The organism is Paraburkholderia kururiensis JCM 10599 = LMG 19447, from assembly GCF_003986935.1.
In the GTDB taxonomy this organism is placed as follows: Bacteria; Pseudomonadota; Gammaproteobacteria; order Burkholderiales; family Burkholderiaceae; genus Paraburkholderia; species Paraburkholderia kururiensis.
Window position 1 is genome coordinate 1 of record NZ_RJZE01000050.1, and the last position, 15,624, is coordinate 15,624.

At 61.0% G+C, this 15,624-nt stretch carries 12 protein-coding genes and 3 pseudogenes; 12 read left to right on the top strand and 3 right to left on the bottom strand.

Features of this window, described 5'->3' with window-relative positions; translation table 11 throughout:
• Window positions 1-179: 179 nt before the first annotated feature.
• Entirely contained in the window at window positions 180-581 is a 402-nt protein-coding gene (gene tnpA / locus PKKP23_RS32260) for an IS66-like element accessory protein TnpA (protein ID WP_161978196.1), read from the bottom strand.
• 557 nt (window positions 582-1,138) lie between these two features.
• Here tnpA and PKKP23_RS32270 point away from each other — a divergent pair.
• From PKKP23_RS32270 to PKKP23_RS35045, 4 genes and pseudogenes are all read left to right on the top strand, one after another.
• On the top strand, window positions 1,139-1,687 hold the full coding sequence (locus tag PKKP23_RS32270) for a DUF192 domain-containing protein (RefSeq protein WP_205703031.1): 549 nt from the start codon (window positions 1,139-1,141) through the stop codon (window positions 1,685-1,687).
• 69 nt (window positions 1,688-1,756) lie between these two features.
• Window positions 1,757-2,017: a hypothetical protein gene (locus tag PKKP23_RS32275; protein WP_126879919.1), complete on the top strand. Its 261-nt coding sequence runs from the start codon at window positions 1,757-1,759 to the stop codon at window positions 2,015-2,017.
• A 373-nt stretch (window positions 2,018-2,390) separates the two neighbouring features.
• The gene (locus PKKP23_RS32280; protein WP_161978197.1) at window positions 2,391-4,334 is read left to right on the top strand and encodes a DUF3857 domain-containing protein; all 1,944 of its coding nucleotides are present in this window, start codon (window positions 2,391-2,393) and stop codon (window positions 4,332-4,334) included.
• Window positions 4,335-4,444: 110 nt separating this feature from the next.
• Window positions 4,445-4,606: pseudogene (locus PKKP23_RS35045) on the top strand (IS5/IS1182 family transposase); the annotation flags it as partial.
• Window positions 4,607-4,767: 161 nt separating this feature from the next.
• Here the strand turns inward: PKKP23_RS35045 and PKKP23_RS32290 are convergent.
• Window positions 4,768-5,409 (bottom strand): annotated as a pseudogene (locus PKKP23_RS32290) (IS3 family transposase); the annotation flags it as partial.
• An 86-nt stretch (window positions 5,410-5,495) separates the two neighbouring features.
• Here PKKP23_RS32290 and istA point away from each other — a divergent pair.
• Window positions 5,496-6,512 carry an IS21 family transposase gene (gene istA, locus PKKP23_RS32295; protein WP_126879930.1) on the top strand — a complete coding sequence of 339 codons (1,017 nt, stop codon included), beginning with the start codon at window positions 5,496-5,498 and terminating at the stop codon, window positions 6,510-6,512.
• Window positions 6,509-7,297 (top strand): IS21-like element helper ATPase IstB, encoded by a 789-nt coding sequence (gene istB, locus PKKP23_RS32300; RefSeq protein WP_126879922.1) that lies wholly within the window; start codon window positions 6,509-6,511, stop codon window positions 7,295-7,297. Before istA ends, istB begins: the two co-directional genes overlap by 4 nt.
• Window positions 7,298-7,372: 75 nt before the next feature.
• Here istB and PKKP23_RS32305 read toward each other — a convergent pair whose 3' ends face one another.
• On the bottom strand, window positions 7,373-8,911 hold the full coding sequence (locus PKKP23_RS32305; protein ID WP_126879923.1) for an IS3 family transposase: 1,539 nt from the start codon (window positions 8,909-8,911) through the stop codon (window positions 7,373-7,375).
• A 26-nt stretch (window positions 8,912-8,937) separates the two neighbouring features.
• On the opposite strand from PKKP23_RS32305, the pseudogene PKKP23_RS32310 reads away from it, so the two are divergent.
• The 6 genes and pseudogenes from PKKP23_RS32310 to PKKP23_RS32335 form a co-directional block, all read left to right on the top strand.
• A pseudogene (locus PKKP23_RS32310) lies at window positions 8,938-9,909 on the top strand (helix-hairpin-helix domain-containing protein); the annotation flags it as partial.
• 68 nt (window positions 9,910-9,977) lie between these two features.
• Complete coding sequence (locus tag PKKP23_RS32315) at window positions 9,978-10,937, top strand: SOS response-associated peptidase family protein (protein ID WP_126879924.1); 960 nt, start codon at window positions 9,978-9,980, stop codon at window positions 10,935-10,937.
• A 194-nt stretch (window positions 10,938-11,131) separates the two neighbouring features.
• Window positions 11,132-11,866, top strand: a complete 735-nt coding sequence (locus PKKP23_RS32320) for an H-NS family nucleoid-associated regulatory protein (protein ID WP_126879925.1) — start codon at window positions 11,132-11,134, stop codon at window positions 11,864-11,866.
• Between the two features lie 242 nt (window positions 11,867-12,108).
• Window positions 12,109-12,984, top strand: a complete 876-nt coding sequence (locus tag PKKP23_RS32325) for a site-specific integrase (RefSeq protein WP_126879926.1) — start codon at window positions 12,109-12,111, stop codon at window positions 12,982-12,984.
• 21 nt (window positions 12,985-13,005) lie between these two features.
• Window positions 13,006-14,172, top strand: a complete 1,167-nt coding sequence (locus PKKP23_RS32330) for an IS91 family transposase (protein ID WP_126879927.1) — start codon at window positions 13,006-13,008, stop codon at window positions 14,170-14,172.
• Between the two features lie 621 nt (window positions 14,173-14,793).
• On the top strand, window positions 14,794-15,522 hold the full coding sequence (locus PKKP23_RS32335; RefSeq protein ID WP_126879928.1) for a tyrosine-type recombinase/integrase: 729 nt from the start codon (window positions 14,794-14,796) through the stop codon (window positions 15,520-15,522).
• The last annotated feature ends 102 nt before the right edge of the window (window positions 15,523-15,624 follow it).

The following is a 15,624-nucleotide window of genomic DNA, read 5'->3' on the forward strand; positions in this document are numbered from 1 at the left end:
CGATGCTTTGATTGAGATGCTGAGACCGGTCAAGCACTAGCCCGTTATGCGCAGCGCCATCATGCCCAATGCTCGACATGTCCGACGGGCTGGTGACCAACTGCGCATAACCGGCAACACCGCATAAGAACGCATGTCCGTGACGCCCGCCGCGATCCAGATTCGCGTGTTCGGTGGGATCACTTTAGACAGTCTCGTAAATACTGCTCGGCGAATTCCTGCGACACACCGCGGATACGAATACGTCGTTTGCCGACCTCGATCTCGATTTCACAGCCCGGCGGCATCGCCGGGCTCGCCGACACATCCAGCATTTGCGGCAGAGCGTGGTTTGGGACGTCTTTCGCAGGCAGATCGACCACATCAACAGGCAGCAGCGCGATGGTTGGTACCGACGGTGCACGTTGCGTATCAAGTAAACTTCTTCGCCACTGCGCGACCATATTGGCGTTCAAGCCGTGCACACGAGCTACCTCGGCAATCGAGCGATTCGGATCGTTCGCTTCTGCAGCAACCGCTTCCCGAAACTCCTTCGTGTAGTTCCTTGATCCCGGTTGTCTTCCATGCACCACTGGCTTCATCAATCTGATTCCCATCACATCTGATGGGAATCAGATTGCCTGTGCCGCGCCCTCATGACTAGACGGTACCTGTCGAGCGCTTACCATCTACATGGAAGCCGATCTCGTCCTGAAGGAGAAGGCGCTGAATCAGCTTCAGCCGGCAGGGCAGACCGCACCGCAGTTTCGCGCGACCGACAAGGTGATGGCGTTCCTCGAGAGCCTGTGATTATGTGCACCGCGGCGGCCCAGGACGTCCGTCACTCAATGCGTTCTGGCCGCCGCTTCGCAAAATCCGGTGGTGAGCATAATCGCAAATATGCGCAGCGTCGCATATTTGCGAATCCCGGCCAACCTTCCTGTTGTCAATGAGTCTTTCAGACGCAGCCTGATCGGTGTACCCAAAAAAGGACCCGCCACCGCGAGCAGGCCTTCAGGCACACACAGGTGTTCTGACTGGTCTGCATCTGCGCTCTCCTTTGTCAAATCAGGCTTTTTTATACGCCATATTTTTGACAATTGTTGTGTTGTCCAGGTCTACGGTATTTCCTAGAGTACGCATATCGTGTGGCGCTCGAATGGAGGACAGCAACGTGGCACCGAACTCGTTAATGCGGATGAAGCGCAGCCCCAACGGCAAGATGCGCCACGCCGTGGCACTGGGCGCTTTCTGGGCTGCTTTTTGTGTTCTTGCGACGCAAAGCGCCCTAGGGCAGGAGGCAATGATGCTGCCGCAGGATCCCGCACCGCTCCTGGCGGAAACGAGTTCGGGATCGCACCGCTTCTCGATCGAAGTAGCGGACGAGCCGCAGAAATGGAGTCGTGGGCTCATGTTTCGCCAGACGATGGATGATGATCATGGGATGCTTTTCGTTTTTCGCACCAGCGGCCGCCTTGGCTTCTGGATGAAGAACACGCCGATGCCGCTTGACCTTCTGTTCATCGGTGAGGACGGCAAGGTGCGGGCGATCGAGCGTGGCATTCCATTTTCCACCATTAGCATTTCCCCGCCCGTGAGCGACCGGTTCGTGCTCGAGCTAAAGGCGGGCGCCGCCCGCGCGGCAGGCATCGAAATAGGAGCGCGGTTGCATCACCCGTTCATCGATGCGGTCGCTGGCGAAAAATGAAGCGCCAGTGCTACCGCCCACATTCTTCCTAGCGGAAGGCCCTGCAATTGTAAGAAAAGGAGAAACATCATGAAGACAAGTTTGAAATCATTGTTCGTTGGCCTTTTAGCGGTCGCTTCCCTGGCGATGTTGGACAGTAACGCAAGTGCCAGCCCATCCAGCGTCAGCGGCCTCAGGAAAGACCTTCATCCGGTGGTGGTCAATACGCTGTGCGGGCACGGCACGGAAAAATGGACCAACCCCGCCCGCAGCGGCGGCACTTCGGGCGCCATAGGGCAGTGCTGCGACGGGACCCACTGCTGCCCGGAGTACCAAGACTGCTGCGCATAAAGGGTAGCGGCACTCGTGTCCTCAGCAACACACAGAAAAGCGAACACTCATGAAAACTCATCTGGAGTCATGGGCTGCCTGCCAGGCACGCTGCGGCGGTCACCCGGGCAATGCTGGCGGGTGGCGCCAGTGCTTGCATACCACAAGGGAGGGCTGCTTTGGGAGTCATGCCCGCGAGGAAGTGGGCAACGCTGAGGATGACGGCAAAGCCAGGGAGACCCGGACCTCTCCCGGGTCCCCTGCGCCTGTTTTCAGGCGCCATCTACACACACTCTGGAAACCCGGCACGGTAACCATCTTCCCAGTCGATCGCAAAGGCGACAAGTCCGGACTATCGCCTTTGCCTTTTATGCGGGTAAGAGAAGGTAATCTCATGGACATCGCCAGGTTCGCGGCGCTCGCAGCCGCCGTACTCGCTTCCAGCCCTGCCTTACCCGAGAGCACTTATTTGCCGCCCTATACGGTTCTGTCGACAGAGAACATCTATACGGTCAATCTGGACGGCACCTATTCCGAAGAAGTGCGAGAAGCATACCGCATCAATACGCAGGACGGCATCACGCAGTTGGCGCAGGTGCCACTCTATTTCAGCGGCGAGAGGGACGAACTCGAAGTTCTAAGTGCCGAAACAGTGACGGCAAACGGGCGGACTGTCCCGGTGCCACGCGAGAGCATTCTGTTACAGCAGGACGCGATGAGCGCACATGGGCCCATCTACGACGACCTGAAAGTGAAGAACGTCATCTTTCCCGCTCTTGGAATCGGCGCGGTACTGCGGCTTAGCTATCGCTATCGGCAGAAGACAGCCCTCTTCCCGGGCGAGTTTTTCATGCTCGAGGGTTTTCCGCGGCGCGATGAATACAAGTCGGCCCTGGTCGAGATCAATGCACCCGCGACACTGCCGCTTCATGTGCAGGCCGAAGGGATGCACGGTGGCGAGATCGCCACTGGCAAGCCTGGCTTGCGCTCGTGGCGCTGGACGCTGATGGACGCGTCGGCCGCGCCGCCCGAAACGGGTTCCGTCAGCGACATCGACTTCAGCCCGCGCATCATTGCCTCCACGTTTGCAGACTATGACGCGGTGGCGCGCGCCTATTGGGACGGAGCGAGCGCCAAGGCAGCGGTCACCCCCGAGATCCGGCGTCTGGCCGAATCGCTAACGGCGGGGATTACGGATCGGCGGACCCAGGCTGAGGTGCTCTATAACTGGGTGAGCCGCAACGTACGCTATGTTCAGGTCTATTTCGGTTCCGGCTCTGTCATACCGCATGATGCCGGGTCGACCGCCGACTCGCTTTATGGCGACTGCAAGGACCATGTCACACTGCTCGATGCCCTCCTCGCCGCAAAGGGCATCGCTAGCAGCCCGGCGCTTGTCAATCAGGGTTTCGTTTGGTGGCTGCCCAAAGTGGCGACGCCTACGGGCATTTTCAACCACGTTATTACCTATGTGCCTGAATGGCGGATGTTTGTTGACTCGACTGCCGGCTTTGCCCGCTTTGGCGTGTTACCTTGGACCCTGCAAGGTAAGACCGCGCTCGTGACCAACGACGGTAGCGGCAAGAGCCGGCTAATCAAGCTACCGATCGGCTCGCCGGAGCACGAGAAGCTGGTCGCCACCACCCATGTCGGTTTCGCAAGCGATGGAAGTCTGTCGGCCGCAACAGAAGTGAGTTCGCAAGGCGCAACTGAGGTGGCTCTACGCGCAGCCCACTCCAGCTACCCGCAGCCCGATCAGCGGGCGACGGCGCTCCTGGCCCAGATGGGACTTATCGGCAACGCCACCCTCGCCCCCGGCGCTTTCGATGATCTGAGCGTCGCGTACCGCTTCACCAGCACGATAAAGCTGCCCGGTTCCGGCGCGCCCGTTGCCCGCACCCGTCTTGAGTTGCCGGGCTGGATCGGGACGTCCACTAACGGCCTTGCCGGCGCCGCAGCGGACTTCAGCCAGCTAACGACGCGGCACTTTCCAATGGCTGTGCGGAGCGAACTGATAGAGGAGCGGACTATTATTACGCTGCCCAGAGGCGTCGTGGCCCGTCTGCCCGCCCCGGTATTGTTCGACAGCCCCTTTGGGACCTATGAGGCGCGCTACACCGGTGGGAGCGGCACAGTCACGGTCACCCGACGTCTGCGTACCAGTTTCGAAGACGCTGTTTTGCCGCCCGAACGATATGCGCAATTGCGCCAGATGGGCCTCGCGATAGCGCAAAACTTGAAGACTCAGATCGAGTTCGAGGCGCCAGTCACGCGAGATACGCTCAACACGAAGTCATCGGCGGCGACGATTCCCCCCAAAAATTTCGCTCTCCAGTAGGGTGTGCGTCAATTTGCACCTATGGAAACGCTGACTTATCGGGCCCGGTGGTCATCGATGAGATGGCCGAAGACATTGTAGAAAGAAGTTCGCGGAACGGCCCCAAGACGATGGAGTGGCAGATCGGTTTTACGGAAGCGGAGAGTGTCGGCAAGAAGCGCGTGACCAGTCGTCAACGCTTTCTCGCCGAGATCGAGAAGGTCGTCTCCTCGTTGCGGGAACTGCTCGGTCACCGAGCGTATTATTCCAAGTGCGAACGAAGTCGACCGCCGGGAGAGCGTGCAAAAGTTGGGGAGGTCGATTTCTTCAGGGCTCGCCGAACTGGCGCAGCTGTTCGATGGTAAGCGCTCAATTCGCCACACGTTGACGGTGGGGCTGTTAACGCGCGCGCAGAATTGACCCACGGGGGGTGCGGACATTTTCCTGGACTGATTTACGTCGTTAGGCCCAGGCTTTCACGGTACTCGATGGGGCTGAGGTAACCAAGGGAGCCCTTGATCCGTTTCTCGTTGTACCAGCGAACGTAGGCGTTCAGTACCTCAACGAACTCCGCGATGGTCGTCGAACGCCAGTCCCCTGGATAGAACATCTCGGTCTTCAGCCTGCCGAAGAATCCCTCACAGGCCGCGTTGTCCGGGGAACAGGCTTTACGCGACATGGACCGGACCAGATTAGCCTTTGCAACCCGCGATAGCCAGCCCGGCCAACGGTAATGGCCACCTCGATCCGAATGTACGATCGGCGTCTCATCGTCCTCGGTCACGGTCTCGATGGCCGCATCCAGCATGGTATTTACGAGCTCTGCGTCGGGGCTTGTACCAATCGTCCAGCTGACGACCATGCCGTCGAAGCAGTCGATCATGGGCGATAGATATACCTTCCCCGCGGGAATCTGGAATTCGGAGATGTCCGTCACCCACTTTTCGTTGGGGGCGTCAGCGTGGAAATCGCGATTGATGATGTTCTCTGGGGCAGTGCTGATTTCGCCGATATAAGAACGGTATCGGCGCCGTTTGGGCCTGGCCGCGTGTAGGCCGCCTTGTTTCATGAGGCGACGCACAACTTTCTCCGATAGATGTTAGCGCCGGAGTGATACTGACCCACTCGCCGAGGTAAACCTGACCCACCTCGGGGGAGCAAGATGGCGGTTTTTTGCCGCCGATGCTGAGTCAGGAGCAAGCAGTGGAAATCAAGGTGTTGGCAAGACGGGGATTGGGTGTACGGGAGATAGCGAGGCAGACGGGCATCTCACGCAACACGGTGCGTCGCTATCTGCGCGACGAGCAGGCTGCGCACTACAAGCCGCGCGAGCCGCGTGCGACGAAGCTCGAGCCGTTTAAGAGCTACGTGCTCGAGCGCGTAGCGGCGGCGCGGCCGCACTGGATTCCGGCGACGGTGCTGCTGCGCGAACTACGCGAAGCCGGCTACGACGGCGGCATCAGTCAGTTGAAGGCATTTTTAGCGCCGCATAAGCACGCCGAAGCCGAGCCGGTGGTTCGCTTCGAGACGGCGCCCGGCAAGCAGATGCAGGCCGACTTCACGGTCATTCGCCGGGGCCGCGCACCGCTGCTGGCGTTGGTGGCGACGCTGGGCTACAGCCGTGCGAGCTTCGTGCGCTTCACCGCCGGCGAGGATGCGACGACGCTGTGCGAGTGCCTTCGCGAAGCGTTCTTCCACTTCGGTGGCACGCCGGAGCAAGTGCTGTTCGATAACGCGAAGTCGGTGATTATCGAGCGCGATGCATGCGGCGAAGGACAGCATCGATGGAACACGCAGTTGCTCGCACTGGCGGAAACGTACGGCTTCACGCCGAAGGTATGCCGTCCCTATCGAGCCAAGACCAAGGGCAAGGTCGAACGTTTTAACCGCTATTTGAAGGAGAGTTTCGTCGTCCCGCTCGCTGCCACCCTCAAGCAATCGGGGCTGACGTTGGACGTCGACGCCGCGAACGCACATGTCGGGCGATGGCTCACAGAAGTTGCCAACGTGCGCGTACATGCGACGACACGCGAGCGACCGGCAGCCAGGCTCAGGCTCGAACACGCAGCGTTGTTGCCGCTGCCTGCAACGAACATGGCGTCCTTGCCGACGGCGCCTCGGCCACGCCGTGTGTTGCCGCGAGAGAGCCTGCAACATCCGCTGGCGGTGTACGACGCGCTGCTGGAGGTGGCCGCATGAATTTGCAGCATGAACGCATTGCCGGTCTATGCACGCAGCTCAAGCTCGACTGTATGGCCCGCGATTGGGGCTCGCTCGCGCAGCACGCGGCAACGCGCGATGCAAGCTTGGCCGACTTCCTGGAGCAACTGCTACAGGCGGAATTCGATGCGCGCGAAGAACGTAAGCGGCAGACGCTTACGAAGCTCGCGTCGTTGCCGAGCGTCAAGACATTGGAGCAATACGACTTCGCCTTCGCCAGCGGCGCACCGCGAGCGCAGATTCAAGAGCTAGCCAGCTTGGCGTTCATCGAGCGTGCCGAGAATGTGGTGCTGCTCGGGCCCAGCGGCGTTGGCAAGACGCATGTCGCGAGTGCGCTTGCCTATCGCGCGACGCAGGCGGGCATCAAGACGCGGTTCATCACGGCCGCCGACCTGATGATGCAACTGGCGACGGCGCGGCAGCAGAATCGACTGAAGGAGTTCTTCAATCGAGCGGTTGTCGGGCCGAGACTGCTGGTAATTGACGAAATCGGCTATTTGCCGTTCGGGCGCGAGGAAGCGAACTTGTTCTTCAACGTCGTTGCCAAGCGCTACGAGCGCGGCGCCATCGTGTTGACGAGCAACTTGCCATTTACGCAATGGGCCTCGGCGTTCGCCGACGACCAGACGCTGACGGCAGCGATGCTCGACAGGCTGTTGCATCACGCGCACATCGTGCAAATCAGCGGCGAGAGCTACCGCTTGAAAGACAAGCGCAAAGCTGGGCAAACGAGCACGCGGGCGGGCGCGAAGGCAGCCGCGTGATAAGGGCCCGGGTGGGTCAGGTTTACTTCGGCGATTCGCCGAAAAGTGGGGATGCGGACATTTTCCTGGACTGATTTACGTCGTTAGCCCGAGGCTTTCACGATACTCGATGGGGCTCAGGTAACCAAGGGAGCCCTTGATCCGTTTCTCGTTGTACCAGCGAACGTAGGCGTTCAGTACCTCAACGAACTCCGCGATGCTCGTCGAACGCCAGTCTCCTGGATAGAACATCTCGGTCTTCAGCCTGCCGAAGAATCCCTCACAGGCCGCGTTGTCCGGCGAACAGGCTTTGCGCGACATGGATCGAATCAGATTCGCTTTTGCAACCCGCGATAGCCAGCCCGGCCAACGGTAGTGGCCACCCCGATCGGAATGCACGATGGGCGTCTCATCGTGCTCGGTCACGGTCTCGATGGCCGCATCTAACATGGAATTCACGAGCTCTGCGTCGGGGCTTGTGCCAATCGACCAGCTGACGACCATCCCATCGAAGCAGTCGATCATGGGCGATAGATATACCTTCCCCGCAGGAATCTGGAACTCGGAGATATCCGTCACCCACTTTTCGTTGGGGGCGTCAGCGTGGAAATCGCGATTGATGATGTTATCTGGGGCAGGGCTGATTTCTCCGATATAAGAACGATATCGGCGACGTCTGGGCCTTGCTGCGTGGAGGCCGCCTTGTTTCATGAGGCGACGCACGACTTTCTCCGATAGAAACACCCGTTGCCGGCTCAGCGCTGCCTGCACCCGGCGATAGCCGTAGGATCGGTGATTGTCCTCGAAGATCTCTGCAACGGTACAACGGGCATCTGCATATTTGTCGGCGACCCGTATGGACGACCGATGATAGAAATAAGAGCTGCGCGCCAGGTCCAACCGCGCAAGCAGCTCAGCCAAACCGTATTCTTCCCTCAGGGCGTCAACCAGCGCCGTCTTCTCCCGGTTGCTCAGGAGTGGCAGGTCGACGCCCAGGTCTTTTTTTACGAGTTCATTCGCCTTCTTCAACAGGTCGTGTTCAAGCTGCAGATTGCGAATGTCGCGCCGAAGCTCTTCGACCTGCCGCTCCAGTTCGTCCCGATCCGTCTCTGCGGGTGATCTCTTGTCGCGCTTCATGGATGCAGGGGCCTCTCGCCCGAGTAACTGGTTTTTCCAGTTGTACAGCGTCACCCTGTCGACGTCCAGCGCTCGCGCCACCGCCTCCGCACTTCCTTGCCGTGTGCACAGTTCGTACACTGCGGCTTGCCTGGATGGCAATGACGCGGCCGGCCGCCCTCGTTTGCCAACCACGTATTTCCTGGTTTCTGGATAGCGCTCGCGAACCCACGCCGTCAGTATCTGGCGACAGGGATAGCCTAATGCCCGGAGGGTGAAGCTGAGGCACTGCCCGTGATTGACGTAATGCTCGAGTGCCAGGTTCTTCTGTTCCTCTGAGTACTTCGGATTTACGCGGACATACTCCTTCTGCAGATCGCCACTGCTCTCGAATTCCGCACACCATGCTTTGAGAGAATTCTTCGTGGGGTAACCCAGCTGGCGGATTGTTGCCTTGACGCGCTTCCCGAACTTCAGGTACAGCTCGACCGCCCGAACGCGGTCTTCGTATGAATACATGGACTACCTCCAAAGTAGTCCAGGATTTTGTCCGCATCCCCATTTTCGGCGAATACGGACTCCCGGAAAGCCATGCGGCCAGCTTTGCACTGCTCGTCTACGCCAGTGCCTGGCTCAAGTGCCATGAGTCGGAGGCTTTCCTCGCGGCCATGCTGAACTCGCAGCCGATGGGATTCTATTCACCGTCGCAGCTCGTGCAGGATGCGAAACGCCACGGCGTCGTGGTACTGCCTGTCGACGTGACCATCAGCAGCTGGGATTCGACGCTCGAGCGGCATGGTAATGCCGCACGCCCTGCTGTCCGGCCGGGGCTTTCGCTGCTGCGTGGCATGCGCGATGGCGCCGCAGAGCGTATCGCCAACGCCCGGGCCGTACGCCGTTTTGAATCGGTGCGCGACATGGCACGGCGCGCCCAGCTTGACCGTCATGACCTTCAGGTGCTCGCTGCGGCCAACGCACTTCCGTCGCTCGCCGGTCATCGTCGCGAGGCATTGTGGCAAGCTGCGGCGGTAGTGCCCGACAGGGACATGCTGGCAACGGCTTCGCCTGAAGACGAAACGCCTGCCCTCCAGCAGCCGTCCGAGGCGGAGGACATTGTCGGCGATTACCGGTCCATGGGGCTCACACTTGGACGGCACCCGCTGGCCTTGCTGCGGGCACGCCTGAAGGCCAGCCGGCTGATGCCAGCTTCGACGCTGCACACCTACCGTAACGGCCGGCTTGCGCGGGCCTGCGGCATTGTGACGGTGAGGCAGCGTCCCGATACAGCGAAGGGCGTCATTTTCCTGACGATTGAAGACGAGACGGGAAACGTCAACGTCATCATCTGGCCGAAGGTACTGGAGCGGCAACGCCGGGAAGTACTGGGTTCATCCCTACTCGGTGTACTCGGCGTGTGGCAGTGCGAGGGAGAAGTGAAACACCTTGTGGCCCACCGCCTCATTGATATGTCCCATCTGCTTGGCGAGCTGCCATCCATCAGCAGGGACTTTCACTGAATTGTCGCGCGGAGCTTCGTGCTTCACACTTGTCCTCAGGGACTTTCCGGCCAGACCTGGAGGCGCATATGTGCTACTCGGCCCAGATTCAGGCGAGCTACCGCAAGTACGTCAGGATGTTCGGCGCACACATGAGCATCCGCGAATTCGCGCAGCTCTACTGGGAGCGGGCAGAAGGAAGCGGTGCCAAGATACCCAAAGCCATGGATGACGCCTTTTCCGAGCCACAGTCGGACGAGGAACGGGAAATCCGGGCGCTCATCGACAGATACAACGCCCAGCAGGTTGTGAAGCTCGAACAGGAACTGTTTAAACAACGGTCGCGACTGGCCACAGCCGAACGCACGCTTGAGACCAGGCCAACGAAGGCCGCTACTGAAAGCAGGCGCATTGCGACAGACCGGATTGAATGGACGCTTGGCAAGCTCGACGATATCCGGCGGACGACACCCAAAGCGCGTGACTCGCGCATCTTTCCGGGCCACTATGCTCCCGTTCTGATTGTCGAAAATGGCCAGCGCGTGGTGAAGCCCATGCGGTACCAGTGCCGCATCGCAGGTAAACCTGCTAGCTACGATGTCAAATATCCGGGAACCTACAATGCGAGACGCGACAATCTCGGTGGCTTCTGGAAGCCCCTGTTTGGATACTCGCACGCCATACTCGTCATCAGTTCGTTCTATGAGAATGTGAGCCGCGCGAAAATGGAAGGACGCGCACTTGCCGAAGGCGAGAAGGATGAAAACATCGTCCTTCAGTTCGAGCCCAATCCAGCACATGACATGCTGGTGGCCTGTCTCTGGTCGCGATGGTCTGCTGAGGGGCAACCTGATCTGCTATCGTTCGCCGCCATTACCGATGAGCCACCGCCCGAGATTGCGGCCGCAGGTCACGACCGCTGCATCATTCCAATCAAGCCAGAGAACATCGACGCCTGGTTAAATCCCGACGCATCCGACCTTGCTACCCAGTACGCCATTCTCGACGACAGGGATAGACCGTATTACGAACACCGGCTGGCCGCATAAAGCTTTCTTTACCACTTCCCGATTGGCTGCGCCCTTGACAGGCACGCCTATGGGCAACACTAGCTCGCCGGCTCGATTCCCGGGAAGATGAACGGGAATTTTGACGAAACCAATAAGGATGCTACGGGTCGTTCTGGTGGTGATGCCACGCAATATGGCATAGTCCCACAATTCAACATGAATAAGGAGGTCTAATGGCCACGCTCGAAAGCATCCAGGCACGAATCGCCCGATTGCAGACACAGGCACAGGAGCTGGTTGCAAAGCAGTCGACCGTCGTTCTCGACAAAATCCGTGAACTGATGACGAAGCACGGGATAACGACTGCCGACATCGAAGCACATGTCGGCAAGCGGCGTGGGCGCAAGCCGGGGACGCCGGTAACGACTTCGAAGCATGCCGCTGGCGCGGCGAAGTACCGCGACCCGAAGACTGGCGCGACATGGACCGGTCGCGGGCGAGCGCCGGCATGGATTGCTGCAGCGAAAGACCGCAATAAATTCCTGATTTCAGGCGAGTCCACCGAGGCCACGGTCCCGGCAAAGAAGGCAGCAAAAGCCGGAAACTATGTTCGCGGCCCGCAGCCTGCGATGTATCAAGACCCGAAGACCGGGGCCACCTGGAGTGGACGCGGTCGCGCGCCGGCGTGGATTGCTGGCGCCAGGGACCGGACGAAATTTCTGATTGAAAAGGCCGCAGCGCCCGCGACGAAGGGAAAGGCAAAACCCAAGGCCGTGTCTGCCAGTAGGACGGCGACGAAAAAGACCTCCGCCAAAAGGTTGGTCACCAAGAAGGTAATAGCGCCTGCCGGCAAAGCGCCTGTTGCCCGAAAGACGCGAGCAGCGAGGAATGCCGTGACGTTTGCAAAACACGCTGACGCCGCACAGTCCCAACCTGCCGCTGAGACTGCGAGCGCGGCGGCAGCTTGATTTGCAGGCGAGGCCGGTTCAGGGCGCCTGCGCTGCGGTAGTCCTCACGCCCGGACTGTCGTTATCGGTCTCGAAGTTGTCGTTTGGTACTTGATGACAGAAGTTCCGCGTTAGGTCGGTGGACTAAACCGCTCGCGCGGTAGGGGCTACGGTCCGACGCTGGAGGTCATGGAGAGGCCGGTCACGCGGCTTTATGTTGGCGAATGAGGCAATCCGCCTCGTTCTTCAGCAGGAGCCCCATCATGACCTCCTCACAGTCAAACGTCAGTCCGTTGCGCCAGCGCATGATCGACGACATGCGCATGCGCCAGCTCGCCCCCAAGACGCAGGACATCTACCTGCACATCGTGCGTGAGTTCGCCCGGTTTCTCGGGCGCTCACCGGACACGGCCACCGTCGAGGACCTGCGCCGCTACCAGCTCCATCTGGTCGACCACGGCACATCGGCCGTGTCGCTGAACCATGCGATCACCGGCCTGAAGTTCTTCTTCACGGTCACGCTCGACCGGCCCGAGCTCATGGTCAGGATGCGACCCGTGCGCGTGCCCCGCGTATTGCCCGTCGTGCTCAGTCCCGATGAAGTGCGGCGCCTCATTGAGGCGGCCGGTAACCTGAAGCACCAGACCGCGCTGTCGGTCGCCTACGGCGCGGGGCTACGCGCCAGCGAAGTGGTCGCGCTGAAGGTCACCGACGTCGACAGCGAACGCATGACACTGCGTATCGAGCAGGGCAAGGGCCGCCGCGACCGCTATGCGATGCTTTCGCCGGTGCTGCTCGAGCGTCTGCGTGCGTGGTGGCGCGTGGCGCGTGCGCAGGGCAAGATGCTCGATGGCGGGTGGCTGTTTCCCGGGTTCGATCCGCTCGATCAGTTGAGCACGCGGCAACTGAACCGCGCCATTCATGCCGCCGCCGAGGCGGCGCACATCGACAAGCGCGTGTCCATGCACACGCTGCGGCATAGCTTTGCGACACACCTGCTTGAACAGAAGGTGGACATCCGCGTGATCCAGGTGCTGCTCGGCCATGCGAAGCTCGAGAACACCGCGCTCTATGTCCAGGTGGCCACCGACCTGCTGCGCGAGGTCACCAGTCCGCTGGACCGTCTACCCTCCGAGTAGACCCGCGTGCTGTAGCGCCTCATGCTGGAGGTTGCGGACATCTTCCGCAGCCACGGGCCAGCGTGGCGAGCCACCACACAGTTGAGCCTGGGGCAGCTGAAGGTCATGTCGGCCATCGAACGGTGCCGCACGGCGGCACTGGGCGGACATGTGCTGCGCTGTTCAGGCTGCGCAAAGTCAGAGGTCTCCTTCAACTCCTGCCGCAACCGGCATTGCCCGAAGTGCCAGGCCAGCGCCGCCCACCGGTGGCTGGAGGCACGCCAGGCCGATCTGCTACCCGTCGAATACTTCCACGTCGTCTTCACGCTGCCCGCACCCATTAGCGCCATCGCCTGGTACAACAAGCGGATCATCTACGGCCTGCTGCTCGACATCGCGGCCGACACGTTGCGCACCATCGCGGCCGACCCGAAACACCTCGGCGCCCAGATCGGGGCCACGCTCGTACTGCATACCTGGGGCTCGGCCCTCACGCATCACCCGCATGTACACGGCATCGTGCCCGGTGGCGGGCTCTCGCCCGATGGTGAGCGCTGGATCGCCTGCCGGCCCGGCTTCTTCCTGCCGGTGCGCGTGCTCTCACGCCTGTTCCGCCGACGCTTCCTCGAAGCGCTCGAAGTGGCCTATCGGCATGGCCAGTTGCAGTTCTTCGGCGAGTACACCGGGCTCGCTGATCCCGCCACCTTTGCCCGGTGGCTGGCGCCGCTGCGTACCTACGAATGGGTGGTCTACGCCAAGCGTCCGTTCGCCGGACCGAAGGCGGTGCTCGAGTACCTCTCACGCTACACGCACCGCGTCGCCATCTCCAACCAGCGTCTGCTCGCCTTCGACGAGCGCGGCGTGACGTTCCGCTGGAAGGACTATCGCGCGAAGGGGCGCACCCGCTACAAGACCATGACGCTACAGGTCAGCGAATTCATGCGCCGCTTCCTGCTCCATGTGCTGCCCGGTGGTTTCCATCGCATCCGTCACTACGGGCTGCTCGCCAACCCGGTCCGACGCGCCAGTCTAGCCAAAGTGCGCGAGCTGCTGCACGTCGCACCCGGCATCACCCCGTCACCGGACACCACCATCGCTACCCGGCCCGTCTTCGTCTGCCGCCACTGCGGCGCGCCGATGATCGTCATCGACGTGCTCGCGCGCAGCGCCCCAATCCGCGCACCCCCAACGCACCGGGAGCACGCATGAACTCCACGGTTCCCCGATATCCGAACCGACCGTCGGCTTTGCGGCAACGCGGCCCACGCGCGGACGTTTGCGCGTCTCACGTCGCCACGCTCCTTGCACGTCCGCCTCGCCATCGCGATTACACGACGGCACCGCTTCCCAACCCTGTCAGCGCCCAGCCAGCGTCCAACTCCGACGAGTTGCACCCGACACGATTGAGCATCCCAGCCTATCAATCGCCATAGCCGCGAAATCTCCAACCGCATCGGGGCACTCCGCGGTTTCCTCCATCGGGCTTATTCAACGCCTGCCGACATGCGCGGAGGTATGCACATTCATCCGGCCGACGGCAGGCATCGAATAAACCTTAACGACACCGGTACTTCGTAGCCGGCGGCCGCGGTGTTTGCCGCGGCCGCTCTTCAGCGCCATCCGGTTGGCAACGGGGTCGGGTGCCCAGTGCGTGGTGACACAATTATCGTCGCGACTGTGTCACTTTTATAACGATCTATGGCTGCCGGAGAGCCGAGCGCTACGGATAGCCCGGCCGGCGAACGGTACCCGTTCTCCCTGGTGGCACGTTGAGCGAATCGAAGATTCGCCCGGTGGGCGAGGAAACTTCAATTCAGTATATTTGGTGGTATGGACATCTACGAGAAGTGGACGACAGCGCCAGAAGACGGTTTCCGCTGGTGGCAGCAAACACACGCGACGGGCGCAAGTCGGCGGCCGTTCTCGGCACGCTCCATGGTCCAGCACTCCGCAATGTTTAGCCGCTTCAGCCATCACCTCGTACTGCATGGAGCGACGGTGGCCAGCTTTGGGGCCGCTCACATCGAGTCGTTCCTTTCAGAACTGGCCGGCCGCAGCGCTCCCGGCACATCCACCGCCCTCCGCTACGTCAAGCTCCTTGACCGCCTGTGCAGGCACCTTGTCGACGAGGGCGTGCGCGCCGACAACCCAGCCAGCCAGTACGTGGTGCGAACGACGTGGCCGACTGGCGAGCCGGTTCCGGTTTTCCTTGATGAGGCCGAGGATCGGCGGCTGCAGGAGCACGTGCGCGCCGTGGCACCTCCCGACGCGCGCGAGGTCCGCAATCGCGCAGTCGTAGCGCTGCTGCACGGCACCGGCATCACGTCGGCCGAGATCCGGTCGTTGCGCCGCGGCGACGTCGCCGTCGAAGGTGCTCGGCCACATGTCGTCGTGAGGCAGCGCGGCGCACGCAAAGAGCGAAAGATTCCGCTGCCGGCGTTTTCCATCGGAGCAATCGGGGCGTGGCTGTGCCGCGATGACGCGGTGGGGGACGATCTGCTCTTCCCGCTGAACGCCAGCACGGGCTCCTTCTGGGCTAAAAGTGCCCAACGCCCATAAATGGAAAATCCATCCGTAACCCTTGTCAGATGAGGCTTTGGGGAGGACGGGCGAGTCGCTATGCGGGCGACCGTCGCGTGAAGACATGCTCGATCTGTTGCG